Source organism: Pedobacter sp. FW305-3-2-15-E-R2A2 (genome assembly GCF_038446955.1).
GTDB lineage: Bacteria > Bacteroidota > Bacteroidia > Sphingobacteriales > Sphingobacteriaceae > Pedobacter.
In genome coordinates, this window is sequence record NZ_CP151803.1 from 2064048 (window position 1) to 2077552 (window position 13505).

Below are 13505 nucleotides of genomic sequence, written 5' to 3' on the forward strand. Positions count from 1 at the left end.
GATTATTCTCCTTTGATAAATGCTAATTGAATGGTGGTTTGGTTTAATTGGTTGAGGGTTTCCAGGTAAGTGATCTTACTTTGAACCGCAAGCGAAATGTTCTGGACGTATTCCATGTAGCCGATTTCGCCGAGATCAAAGGAGACTTGTGCAATGCGCAACTGTTCCCTGGCCTGTTTTAATCCTTCAGAAGTGTAATAATCAACGGTCTGCTTGTTTTTCAGGTACTCCTGAAATGCCTGTTCATATTGAATTTCAAATTGATGCTGCGCATTCTGGTACTCTGTTTCTGCAATCTGTGCTGCGATCTTTTCGCTTTTTACCTTTGCACGGCCTGCGCCATTGAACAAGGGAACGGCGACGCCAAACTGAAGACCTGCAATCCTGGTGCCCGGTGTATAATCACGGTTCAGCTTTGCGGGGTCGAAAGACCTGATCACGAGCTGCTGACTATAACCAAGGGTGAAATCAGGTAAAGCTTTCGCCTTTTGAAGAGCGATTTTTGCCTTTGCCACTTCCATCTGCTGCTGATGAAAATCCATCAGCGGATTGCTGCTGATGCCTAAAGTTTCGTTTGCCTGAGGCGATAGCACAGGAAGTGTTTTTTCTGTAAGTAAGATCGGTGCTTTGGTGTTCAGCAATTGCTGAAGCTGTAACTCCTGGACTCTTAACCCTGCTTTGGCCGCATTTTTTAAGGTTTGTACTTCCTGGTATTTGTTTCTGGCAGTGATGAGTTCCAGGTTGGAGGTCTCTCCTGATTTAAAACGGACTTCCGCTTTCTTGATGAAGTTCCGGTAAACGCTGTCCTGGAAATTAAGGACCTTCAGACTCTCCTGAAAGTAGAGGTAATGGTAATAGGCGATTTTAGTATCTCTGACGATTTCTGCGCGGGTATAACGGACCGACTGCTCGGAGAGGGAAGTTTGCAGGTTCAAGACCTTCTGCTGGTTCTTGTATAAACCCGGCCATGCAAAAGTCTGGGTGACATTGATGGCGTTGTCGTTACCTCCTCCACTGGTTGGATCCTGAGAAAGGGAAAATTCTGTCTTTCCAGGATCAAAGCCTGTTTTCTGCAGGGCTTTGGCATGTGCGGTTCCTAGGTTGGCAGATTTCAGTTTCAGGTTATTGCGGACCGCCATGGACAGGATGCTGTCTAAAGTAAGCGGGCTGTTGATATGCTGTGTCTGATTTTGAGTGTTTTGCGTTTGAATTGGGTTGCTTTGTGCCTGAGCGGGGTTGCTGTTTCCTGCAAGCGTAAAACTAAAAACCGCAGCAAGGATCAGAACTTTAGCTGAAGTTCCTGTTTTGATTTTTGTCAGCTTTTTATCCGCAAACAAAAGGTATAAACAAGGCAGGACGAATAAGGTCAGCAGGGTAGCAGAAAGGAGTCCTCCGATCACTACAGTCGCCAGTGGTTTTTGTACTTCTGCACCTGCGCTGCCGGATAAGGCCATTGGCAGGAAGCCAAGAGAGGCCACGGCAGCAGTCATGATGACGGGGCGAAGTCTGACTTTAGTCCCTTCGATTACCCGTTGATAAATGTCTGTCATTCCTTCTTCTTTTAGTTGATTGAAATATCCGATCAATACGATTCCATTGAGGACGGCAACACCGAAAAGTGCAATGAAACCGACTCCGGCAGAGATGCTGAAAGGCATGTCTCTAAGCAATAAGGCGAACACTCCGCCAATTGCCGAAAGGGGAACAGCGCTGAAGATGAGGACTGTCTGTCCGAACGATTTGAAGGTTGCATATAAGAGGCCCATGATCAATAGCAAGGCGATTGGGACTGCTATAGACAGCCTGTCTTTGGCTTTGTTCAGGTTTTCAAATTGCCCGCCGTAAGTCAGGTAATACCCTGAAGGCAGTTTTAATTTCTTATCCAGGATTTGCTGAATCTCCGATACTGTGCGTTCCACATCCCGTCCTTTGACGTTGAAACCTACATAAATCCTGCGTTTCCCATCTTCTCTGGAGATCTGGGCAGGCGCATTTTTTAGCGCAACACTCGCCACCTGGTTTAAGGGTACTTTGTTTCCCGAAGGAAGGGGCAGGTATAGGTTTTCAATGCTGGAAATGTTTTCTCTAAGTTCTCTTTCCAAACGGACCACCATCTCAAACCGCTTTTCACCTTCAAAGATGACACCTGCTGTATTTCCTGCAAAGGCCGTTTTTAGCAAGGTGTTGACATCGGAAATCGTCAGTCCGTATTGTGCAATTTTGTCGCGGTCGTATTCTACTACAATTTGCGGCAGACCGGTCACTTGTTCTACAAAGGGTTCATTTACGCCTTGCACGGGGGCAATTAATCCGGAAATCTTGTTGGCTTGCCGGGTTAAAATATCCAGGTCTTCCCCATAAATTTTTATCGCTACATCCTGGCGGACACCCGTCATCAGTTCATTGAAGCGCATTTGCATCGGCTGCGTGATTTCGATATTGACGCCTGGCAAGATGGATAGTGCTTTTTCCATCTTCTCCGACATTTCGGCTTTTGAGCTGGCGCTTGTCCATTCTTCTTTAGGTTTCATGGCCACCATCATGTCTCCCCGTTCTACCGGCATAGGGTCGGTTGGGATCTCGGCACTTCCAATTCTTGTGACGACTTGTTTCACCTCAGGAAATTGTTCTTTTAAGATTTTTTCGGCCTTGCTGAAGGTTTCCACCACCTGTGTCAGAGAGGTTCCCTGCGACATCGCGATTTCTACCGCAAGATCACCTTCTTCGAGTTGTGGCAGGAATTCTCCACCCATCCGGTTGAATACCCAAAGTGTAAAGACAAACAGCAATATCGCAAAGGCGACGGTTAATTTCTTGAATTTCAGGACCTGTACGAGGGCCGGCTGATAGACCCTGCGCAGGCCATCCATGATTTTATCCGAGATATTGGGTTTATGCGTGGTGTTTTTGCTGAGGAATAAAGCCGTCATCATTGGAACATAGGTCATGGAGAGGATAAATGCTCCGACAATGGCAAATACCACCGTTTGAGCCATGGGCTTAAACATCTTTCCTTCAATTCCAACGAGTGATAACAGCGGAAGGTAAACGATCAGGATGATGATTTCCCCAAAGGCAGCACTGTTTCTGATTTTAGAAGAAGCGGTGTATACTTCTTCATCCATTTGGGCTTGAGTTAAAGGAATGGCATCCTGGCCGGCATTTCTCGCACTGAGGCGGAATATAATCGCTTCCACAATGATGACGGCGCCATCTACAATGAGCCCGAAATCGATGGCCCCAAGGCTCATCAGGTTTCCGGAAACGCCAAATAAACGCATCATTGCAAAGGCGAACAACATGGAAAGGGGGATCACAGAAGCAACCACCAGGCCTGCTCTCCAGTTGCCCAGTAATAATAACAGGACAAAAATTACGATCAGGGCTCCTTCAATCAGGTTTTTCTGAACCGTACTGATGGATCTGCCCACGAGTTCTGTCCGGTCGATGAAAGGTTCGATGACCACGCCTTCGGGAAGTGATTTCTGAATCTGAACAATCCTTTGCTTGACGTGTTTGATCACTTCATTGAAGTTCTCTCCCTTTAACATGAGCGTGATTCCTGCCACCACTTCGCCTTCACCATCGCGGGTAACGGCTCCATATCTGGTGGCTGCTCCAAACTGAACGGTGGCGACATCACGGATGAGAATTGGCACACCACCCATATTTTTAACGACAATCTTTTCAATATCAGCCAGGCTTTTTACCTGACCTACACCACGAATGGTATAAGAATTACTCTGTTGCTCGATGTAAGAACCCCCGGTGTTTTCATTGTTATTTTCCAGGGCTTTATAGATGTCTGCAATGGTAATGTTAAGGGAATTGAGTTTATCATTATCCAGGGCGATTTCGTATTGTTTGACATAACCTCCCCATCCGCTCACTTCGGCTACGCCTTTGGTTCCGGCCAGTTGTGTCCGGACTACCCAGTCTTGTAAGGTTCTGAGGTCTGTGGCAGAATACTTTTTCTCATATCCTTTTTTGGTATGGAGCACATATTGGTAAATCTCTCCCAGCCCGGTTGTAATCGGGGCAAGGGTGGGGGAAGCGAGGCCTTTCGGGATATTGGCTTCTGCTTCTTTCAATTGGGCACCCACCTGTTGTCTTGCCCAGTAAATGTCGGTTTCATCTTCAAAAACGATGGTGATGACCGAGATTCCTGATCTGGAGATGGAACGTTTCTCGATCACTTCCGGGATATTGGCCATGGCCAGTTCGATCGGGGCGGTGATGAATTGTTCCACCTCCTGAGCACCCAGACTTGGAGCCTGGGTAATGATCTGTACCTGGTTATTGGTGATGTCGGGGACTGCATCGATGGGGAGCTTTGTTAAGGAATAGACGCCCCAAATGATGAGGGAGAGGGTCATTAAACCTATTGCTAGTTTATTCTTGATGGAGAAATAAATAATCTTGTCAAACATACGTCGTGTCTGTTTTATAGCCTGTTAAATGGCAGGAAATCCTGGCCATGAATGGTTGGGTAAATAAATAAACCGGGAAAGAGAACGGATTTATACCAACTGAGGCGGTTGCCAGATGTCGCCTGCAAATACGATTACAGGAGAAATGGGCAATTCAGGATAACTGATTTCTTTTTTAAAGGGAGCGGTAGTTTGTACAAGATAAGCAGGACTGGTCAGTGCGAAAGCCTGACAGCTGCTGCAATGAAAGAAAGGGGAGCAGGTATGCGGACTCTCTTCAGCATCGCAAGGGACCTCTTTTACCTCGTTGTATTGGGTTTCATGCGTACTCAGGTTAGCTTCATCGTCACAGCATGGCCATACCGAAAGGGCCAGAACGCAGAACGTAAATAGAATAGCTAAGTATCTCACATCGCAAACTTATATAATTTTTTAAAGTATGGCTACATTTTCTGTTATTTTCTGCTTTTATCATAATTTTTATTGCTCTTATGAAAATTTTAAAGTCATTGTGATTATTTATTTTTATTTGTCAAAGAAATAAATTTTTACACAAAATATTGTTTTGAAAATAATAAGGAATATTTTTTTCTTTTGAATGTTTATCTATAGATTAGTCATGGTCATGCTGTTGATCCTCAATGGATAATGGGTCACAGCGTTTAACGCTTAACCATCAAAACAATGAAAGGAATTTTAAACGCTCTTGCTTTATTGCTGCTGTCGGTTTTTTTTGTTCCAGGCAGTTCAGCTCAAATAGGGATGCAAACCACAGTGTCCCAGCCTTTATCTCCCAATGCCGCATCTCTGGGTAAATATGTAGAAATGCCAGTCAGTTATTACAGTGGCATTCCGGAGATTGGCATTCCATTATGTGTTTTACAAACCAAAGATTTTAGTGTTCCTGTTACTTTGAGCTATCATGCTTCCGGGGTAAAATGCCGGGAGATTCCGGGATGGGTTGGAGCAGGGTTTAGCCTGAATGCGGGTGGAGTGATTACGAGGATTGTCCGCGGACTTCCGGGGCCTGCACTTTGGGGCATTACACCGCCTTATCCTGACGCCAGGAAGATGCCGAATGTAGATGCTGAATTTTCCACGGGTAAACTGGATACCGAAGGCGATGAGTATTATTTTAATTTTATGGGTTTCAGTGGTAATTTCATCTTCGGGCAGGATGGTAAAATAATGATGAAGGAGGTGAATAACCTGTATGGGGAGTTTGCCAGTGATAAATTTAAGTTTATCGACGGAAATGGATTGGAGTATTATTTTGACGTTGCTGAAACCAATACCGGAGGCGCCTATCCTTATTTCAGTGCCTGGTATTTAACCAAAATCCGACAGCCTTTTAAAAACGAACAGATCGAATTTAATTATGAAAGCGAAGGCAGTAATACCTATCGGATGAATTATTATCCGACAGACTATTACGAAATCTTCAGGTATGAAGACCGCTCACCTCAGGACGGATGGGGAAATCCGGCTTGTGATCCGACGCATGCTGTTGGAGCGGTATCAGAACAAACTAAAACCAATAACCTGTTGTTAAAATCGATCATTCATAAAACTGATACGATCAAATTTTACCGGAACAACAGCGCCAGGACCGATGTATATAAGATCAGGTTAGATAGTATTAAACTATTTAGCGGAACACAAATGATTAGCCGGACCAGGTTTGCTTATACTTATAGTGACAGCACTACCGATAGCCTGGCTAAGAAAATGCTGCTGGACAGTTTGAATATTAATGATGAACCGGCTTACCGCTTCAGTTATTTCGGACCTTATATGGGTAAGAAAATGCCGGGACCAAATAATCAGGGGCAAGATTTTTGGGGTTATTATAACGGGGAAGATCAGATGCTTTTTGCTGATGATCAACGCTTTTTACTCCGGTTTAAGTATTTGCACGGTAACGGCGTAACGCTGGGTTCGATTGCCAACAGCAGTTTTAAAAACCCGGATTTCAAATACACCAGGATTGGGGCTTTAAAAAGCATCAGCTATCCTACAGGCGGTAAAACAGAATTTGAATACGAAGGTAATGAATATGCTTACCCTGTTTTTCCGGAAGAATCGAGCTCAATGGCTATGGATTCCCTCCGACAAACGAGTTGTCCCAGCGGATTTCCTCCTGTGATGACCAAGACTGCAGAGTTTATTCTGCATCACAATCAGACCGTAAATCTGGAGACTAAACTCGGAATGGCAGGCTATATCAATACCTGGACTGATTACCAGAATTATGTATATATGGGAGGGCTTGGGGCACCTGCTATGGCCCGGATTTATAAGTATAATGAGGCTACCGGAGTCTTTGATTTGCTAAACAATTGGTCTTTCAACCCGGTTACTGCGGTTGGTGGGATTGGTGCCCCTAATCCGGGCATCGGTTTTGGCACTGTTAAACCTAAAGGGACGTCCACGCAAAACTACCCCATAAGCCTTACTGAAGGAAGGTACAAACTGGAGACAGAGATCCCGGGTTATGGTTTCAGTGCAGAAATAAAGCAGAACAGCGAATTCAAGTATAAAAAGCCGGGGAGGACTCAGTCCGGTAATACTTATTATGTCTATAATGCCGGCGGGATCCGGATTAAAAAAATCAAATTTACCAGCCCTGTAAACAGTTCTTCTTTTGAAAAGAATTATGATTACAGTTATAAAGGCATTACTTCCGGTGTTTTTGAGGTTCCCTTTTTTAACCTGACTTCAAAGCTTTACTGGGGGGAAATGAGGATAAAATATGGACAGGGGCCTCAAGGTGAGGATGTGGTCATAGGTCCGCAGATCTGTACCTTTTTCCTGCTCAACCAGAACAATCTGGTTCCCCTGGGGAATGGTAAGGGGGGCGTGGTCGGTTATGCGCAGGTTACCGAAAGTATGAATGACGGGCGAAAAAGGGTGATGCAGTTTACTAACGGCTATTCTGATGGCATTCAGGATCCCCTGTTTGATGGAATTCAAGACGAGTATTTTTACACTGCTTTGTCAGACCTGATGGTTTTTGAGCGTGCAGGGAACAATAATTCTTCGTTGAGAGGAAGAATGAAAAAAGCATGGTCTATGGATGCTTCAGGAAAGAAAATCAGTCAGGAGGCACATAGGTTTGCATTTTTGCCGAGCGGAGTTCCCGGCAATAGTTTCCTGTACCTTAGGGTAAATCCCTTTTCAGGGCCTGTCAATCCGGGAAATAATTATGGGACCACCTGGGCTTCTTATAGTTTTACCCAGAACATGATTGCCCCCAGTATAGATTCTGCCTGGTATTTCAATGGTACAGATACGCTGAAACAAATGACAAAGTATACGTACAATAATACCAGGTTTATCAATCCTTCAAAGGTGACCAGCGTAAACTCCGATGGGGATACCACCATTACCAATTTTAAGTATCCTTATGATTATACGATTTCCGGAACAAGTTCCCTTGCTTTTTCCAAAGGAATCAAGAACCTTCAGGATAAACATGTGATCGCTGTTCCGGTGGAGACTTATGTGGAGAAGAAACCGGCTTCAGGAACGGCAAAGACGGTAAGCGCACAATTGGCTTCCTTTAAGGTGGATATCCCGGCTGCGGACACGGTTTATAGTCTGATCAATACCACAGGGCTGAGTGATTTTGTCCCGGCAAATTTTACCGTAAGTACAGCGGCCAAAGACAGCAGATATCAACGCCAGTTGCTGTTTAATAAGTACGATACGTATGGAAATGTAGTGGAGCAGCGCAAAGAGGGAGACGTAAAGGAAGTGCTGGTCTGGGGATATAAAAAGAGATATATCGTTGCCAGGGTTCTGAGCAGTGATTACAATACTGTAATGGCGTTGGTCGATACCGCAATCATCAATGACCCCCCCAGCGATGCGATAATGCGCACGGAACTGAACAAGATCCGTACCGGCCTCGCCATTACTCAACCGAAGGCCAAAGTAACGAGCTATACCTATGCCATATTAAGGGGAATGACCAGTATGACCGATGCCAGGGGGGAAACGGTGTATTATGAATATGATACGTTTGGCAGGCTGAAACGGGCGAAAGATGCGGATGGGCAGATTGTAGAAAATCAATGGTACCATTATAAACCTTAAAGTTTTAAGACGATGAAACATATTCTTATCATACGGATGGTATTGTTGTTCCTGCTGAGTGGTCAGTTGTCTGTTTTTGGGCAATCTGCCGATCAGAACTATATCAAAACCGCTAAAGTACAGGTGAGTGGAATTACCACCGAAGCCGGGCTGAATAGCGTAATTACCGATAAAACCAAGGTTCAGGTAAGTGTGAATTACCTGGATGGTCTCGGGCGTCCGATGCAGCAGGTGCAGTATCAGTGGAGCCCTTTAGGAAAAGATGTGATTCTGCCTTTCGCCTACGATGACTATGGGCGTGAAGCGAAGAAATATCTTCCTTATACCGACAACGGCACGGCAACCGGGAATTACCGGGCTGCTGCACTGGGCAGTCAGCAGTCATTTTACAACAGCCCGCCTGCCGGGGTTGTCAGTATTCCATCGGGATCGGGGCAGGTGGCTTATTCTGAAACAAAGTTTGAAGCTTCCCCGCTGAGCCGGGTGCAGCAGCAGGGCTTTCCCGGAGGAGACTGGAAGATCAATGGTGGGCATACCCTGCGTAGCGGGTATGCGGCAAATGTGGCTACAGATGTGAGGATGTGGAAGGTAACGCCCAATGGCGCCACGGGAAGTAGTTATTACCCCAAGGGAAAGCTTTATGTAGATACGCTGACCGATGAAAACGGGAACAAAAGTGTGTCGTTTAAAGATGACCAGAACCGGGTGGTTTTGAAACGGGTGCAGGGACCAGCTGGCTTCCTGAGCACTTATTATGTCTATGATGAGCTGAATAACCTGCGCTATGTGATCCCTCCGGGATTTACAGGAACAAGCTTTATCGAGAGTGATGCTGCTTTTGACCAGTTTATCTATGGGTACCATTACAATGGTAAAAGGCTGATGACCGAAAAGAAGCTGCCGGGGAAAGGCTGGGAGTTTCTGGTCTATAACAAACTGGACAAACTGGTGATGAGTCAGGATGCGGTTCAGCGTTCCAAAACACCTCAGCAATGGACGGTCTTTAAGTATGATGAACTGGGCAGGGCGGCATTTACCGGGATTTACAGTCATACCGGAAGTTCGGCGAATACAAATTACCGCAGTACTCAACAAACTGCTGTTGACGGAAATGCATCCCTCTGGGAAACTTCTGTAGCCACAGGAACGGGATATACGGCCAATACTTATCCAACCAGCCTGAGTCAGGTGCTGCTGATCAGCTATTACGATAATTATACCATTCCGGGTAAAACGAGTACCTATGATGCGACACAGACGGTCACGAGCCGGACCCAGGGACTGGCAACAGGAACTAAGGTGAACATCCTTGGCACGGCTACGATGCTGCTGACGGTGAATTATTATGATGAGCGGGGCAGGTTAAAGGAAAGCATCAGTGATCACCACCTTAGCGGCACCGACCGGGTGGTCAATACCTGGGATTTTACAGGTGACCTGACGGCCAGTGTCAGGACGCATAGCAGCAGCGGGGGAAGTGTAACGGTTGCCATGCGGTATGAATATGACCATTCGGGCAGGAAAACGAAAACCTATCAGAAGATCAATACAGATGCGGAAGTGCTGTTGTCGGAGGTGGGGTATAATGAACTGGGACAGGAAAGTACCAGAAAACTGCACAATGGTCTCCAGACGGTTAGCATGTCTTATAATTCCCGGGGCTGGCTGACCCATAAAAGTGCTTCGCTGTTGGCCATTCAGCTGAAATATAATGATGGATCAGTGCCCCGGTACAATGGAGATGTGACCGGGCAGCTTTGGGGAACCCCGGGAAACCTGACTAAGAATTATGCTTACAATTATGATCAGTTAGGGCGTTTGTTATCGGGTATCTCCGGAACCGGGAATGATGAAAAGAGCATCAGTTACGATGTGATGGGGAACATTCTGAGCCTGACCAGGGATAACGGGACTGCTCAGAGTTACAGTTATAGCGGAAACAGGCTGAGCAGTGTGAGCGGAGGGGCGTCGAGAACTTATACTTATGACCTGAATGGGAATGTGCTGACTGATGGCACAAACACCTTTACTTATAATTACCTGAACCTGCCTCAGACGGTGAGTGGGGGAACTTCAATCACCTATACCTATGATGCCGGAGGAAGGAAGTTGAGGGCGGTGAATGCAGGGGTAACCGTAGATTATATCGGGGGGATCCAGTATACTTCCGGGGCGATAGATTTTATCCAGACTGAAGAGGGAAGGGCGAGGAAAAGTGGCAGCAGTTATTTGTATGAATACAACCTTTCGGATCATCTGGGGAACAACAGATTGAGTTTTGACATCTTTTCCGGAGCAGCAAGGGAGATCCAGCACGATGATTATTATCCGTTTGGAAAGCGGTTTAATGGTTATTTATTGGGGACGAAAAATAATTACCTTTATAATGATAAGGAGCTGCAGGATGGTTTAGGACAGTATGACTATGGGGCCAGGTTCTATGACCCGGTGATAGCCCGCTGGACGGTTATTGATCCATTGGCAGAACAGGGAAGAAGGTATTCTCCTTATGTTTATGTGTTTAACAATCCTTTGCGTTTTACAGACCCGGATGGGATGTTTGCTGATGGATGGAGCAGGTTTGCGGATCATGGAATAGTTGATGAGTATTCTGATGGGCTGGGGCCGCAAGATAATTTTGTTTTTGATCAGAATGGTGTTTTTAAAAGAGTTGACAAAAACGATAAGCCGGATAAATTGGTGATCGAAAATACTGAAACTGGTAAATCAAAATCGTATGACTTTAACGATCCAGAAACTGATACAAAAGCTATAAGAAATGGTGCTATAACGCATGTTGAAATTATGAGCGACGAGAAAGTAGAAAAACAAATCAATGAAAGTGGAGTGAAAAATGTAAAATCAAATCGAGTGTTGTTTGCATTGCAAGAAGGTGGCTCAAGGATGGATTATGGATTAAGAGGAATGCAAAATGGAGATTTAGCATCTAATACATTTTACATCAGAGAGGGGACTGCTTATAATTTAGGGGATATAGGGAATTATTTGTGGGGACGGGGAATGTCTGAGTTAGGTATTGAACTTACTATGGCATCGACTGGTGCACATGGAAATAATATGCTTTTTGGACGCAGGCAAAAAACAGCAGCTTATGATTTTGGCCCTGGTACTTATAACAGTCCCGGCGTATTTGATTCTGCAGCTGATCAGCAGGCTCTTATTAGAGGGTATATGTCTGGACCTAAATATCCTGAGTTAAAAAGAAAAGAGTTGCATTCTTATCCAAAATATAATCCTAAATAAATGAAAAACTTAATTTTTAATACCACGGTCTTAATCTTTACATTAAACATAGTCTTTGGATGTAGTTATACCAATAAATATGCAAAAAGAGTTTTTAAGGATAGAGTGTTCATAGCTAAAGAGTTTTTAAATTATAGCATAATAAGAAGTCGTGGCAAAAACACAGTTATTCTAGATATCTACAAAAGCAAATTAAAGAATCGTTTTTTTTTTCAAAAGGGAAAAGAAAATGAGTATGTGGTAAGCAAAGATAGTATAGAATACGATAAAGAACATTTCAACGATAAGACAGTATATGGCAAAGAGCTCATATCCTTTTTGAAAAAAAAGATCCAAATAATGGATGATTACGATATACGGGACGTTAGCTGTGAATTTAGAAATCAAGGTATTGATATGAAGATATATTTTAATTCATTAGATGTTTTATTATATGTGTCAGATTCTAAAGTCATAAAAAATGAAGAATGGATGAAATATTTGAAGGGGTTAAAAAAATTAAATGAGAATTGGTATTATGAATATAACTGATAGTTTTCTCTAGGGCGAGCTTAAAACATTTGCATAAGAGAGTATCCCAATGGACCAAGGTGGCACAGTATAATGAATGGATACCCAAGATGGATTCAAAAGGAAATTTTGAAAAGTTGGGTGAAGTATTTGGCGAAAAATTAGCAGAAGGGGTCGTTGTAGCGACAACTGAAGGAATTGGAAAAGGTGTAAGCGCTATTGGAAAAACTATTTCTAAAGAAAGTTCTATTTTTGGTAAAACACCATTCATCCCAAAGGACGAAACTGGAGCTACGATAAAAACTACAAAAACAAAAGCAGGAAATCCAAAAATAGACGAGGAAGGAAGAGGAGTTGCTCATACTCAATTAAGAGAAGATGCTTCCGGAAACTATGCGCAACGCACAACTTTTGACGCAAAGGGTAGAAAAAGGAGTGACACGCATTTTACAACTCATGGAGAAACAGGAAAATCAAATCCACATAAACACACCTATTAAAAAAATGGAAAACGAAGTGCCGGCTTATAACAAAGTAATTAATAGACCAACAAGTTTAGCCTTTTTAAAGGATTTATTAAAACTTAAGCAAAAGGTCAAGCTCTACGGAGAGTTTGAAGTTGAGCCATTTGTTGAATTCTCTTTGCGATTTCAGGCAGAATATTGGTATATCAAATATTCCCTTATTAAAAGACCGGAGTATTTTTATCACTAAGGAATTTAATGGCTTATCTGATGAGACTGATTTAAATATTATCTGGCTGAATGTAACGGATGAAGAAACATTCGATTTAGTGTATAGAGATGGGCAACCATTTGTTAAGTTCTTTACCGATGATGTACAAATTATTAAATTTTTTAAGGAAAATTGTTAAAAATGATATCGGTGCGTCTGAAAAATCTATTCAGGAGCTACAAAAGCAGATAGCTTTTGAATTATCTCAAGATTATATTCAATTGATGAAAAATTTCAATGCTGGTGAGGGTGAAATAGGCGAAAATGGTTGGCTTTGCTTATTTCCAGTTGAAGATTTGGTAATTGCTAATAGCGATTATAAACTCCTAATGGAACAGATACCTGATTATTTCTTGTTTGGTAAAGATGCTGCAGACACCGGATACGCATTTCATAAATGAGACAAAACCATTCATTCTTTCGGCTTGATGTTTAATTTTGAGACAGATGCAATATCGTTTTGTGGGA

Annotated in this window: 8 protein-coding genes; 6 read left to right on the forward strand and 2 right to left on the reverse strand. The window is 43.7% G+C overall.

All coding sequences use genetic code 11. The features are described 5' to 3' along the window. Positions 1-2: 2 nt before the first annotated feature. Entirely contained in the window at positions 3-4430 is a 4428-nt protein-coding gene (locus AAFF35_RS08560) for a CusA/CzcA family heavy metal efflux RND transporter (protein ID WP_342332018.1), read from the reverse strand. Positions 4431-4520: 90 nt separating this feature from the next. Continuing rightward, positions 4521-4841, reverse strand: coding sequence for a DUF6660 family protein (locus AAFF35_RS08565; protein ID WP_342332019.1), 321 nt, complete (start codon positions 4839-4841; stop codon positions 4521-4523). A gap of 273 nt (positions 4842-5114) precedes the next feature. Between AAFF35_RS08565 and AAFF35_RS08570 the strand changes: the two genes are divergently transcribed. The 6 genes from AAFF35_RS08570 to AAFF35_RS08595 all read left to right on the forward strand — a co-directional run bounded on the left by AAFF35_RS08570 (position 5115) and on the right by AAFF35_RS08595 (position 13438). Further along, positions 5115-8528 (forward strand): RHS repeat domain-containing protein, encoded by a 3414-nt coding sequence (locus tag AAFF35_RS08570; RefSeq protein ID WP_342332020.1) that lies wholly within the window; start codon positions 5115-5117, stop codon positions 8526-8528. 12 nt (positions 8529-8540) lie between these two features. Next, positions 8541-11792 (forward strand): DUF6443 domain-containing protein, encoded by a 3252-nt coding sequence (locus AAFF35_RS08575; protein ID WP_342332021.1) that lies wholly within the window; start codon positions 8541-8543, stop codon positions 11790-11792. Continuing rightward, entirely contained in the window at positions 11793-12323 is a 531-nt protein-coding gene (locus tag AAFF35_RS08580) for a hypothetical protein (protein WP_342332022.1), read from the forward strand. 89 nt (positions 12324-12412) lie between these two features. Next, a complete protein-coding gene (locus AAFF35_RS08585; protein WP_342332023.1) occupies positions 12413-12802 on the forward strand; it encodes a hypothetical protein in 390 nt (129 codons plus the stop codon). Between the two features lie 4 nt (positions 12803-12806). Beyond that, positions 12807-13016, forward strand: coding sequence for a hypothetical protein (locus AAFF35_RS08590; protein ID WP_342332024.1), 210 nt, complete (start codon positions 12807-12809; stop codon positions 13014-13016). A gap of 119 nt (positions 13017-13135) precedes the next feature. Then, the gene (locus AAFF35_RS08595) at positions 13136-13438 is read left to right on the forward strand and encodes an SMI1/KNR4 family protein (RefSeq protein ID WP_342332025.1); all 303 of its coding nucleotides are present in this window, start codon (positions 13136-13138) and stop codon (positions 13436-13438) included. The last annotated feature ends 67 nt before the right edge of the window (positions 13439-13505 follow it).

What these genes read in the sequence shown, in the direction of transcription:
- AAFF35_RS08560 (WP_342332018.1), bottom strand. Translation starts at nt 4,430, where the DNA reads ATGTTTGACAAGATTATTTATTTCTCCATCAAGAATAAACTAGCAATA.
- AAFF35_RS08570 (WP_342332020.1), top strand. Translation starts at nt 5,115, where the DNA reads ATGAAAGGAATTTTAAACGCTCTTGCTTTATTGCTGCTGTCGGTTTTT.
- AAFF35_RS08575 (WP_342332021.1), top strand. Translation starts at nt 8,541, where the DNA reads ATGAAACATATTCTTATCATACGGATGGTATTGTTGTTCCTGCTGAGT.
- AAFF35_RS08580 (WP_342332022.1), top strand. Translation starts at nt 11,793, where the DNA reads ATGAAAAACTTAATTTTTAATACCACGGTCTTAATCTTTACATTAAAC.
- AAFF35_RS08585 (WP_342332023.1), top strand. Translation starts at nt 12,413, where the DNA reads ATGGATTCAAAAGGAAATTTTGAAAAGTTGGGTGAAGTATTTGGCGAA.
- AAFF35_RS08590 (WP_342332024.1), top strand. Translation starts at nt 12,807, where the DNA reads ATGGAAAACGAAGTGCCGGCTTATAACAAAGTAATTAATAGACCAACA.
- AAFF35_RS08595 (WP_342332025.1), top strand. Translation starts at nt 13,136, where the DNA reads ATGATGTACAAATTATTAAATTTTTTAAGGAAAATTGTTAAAAATGAT.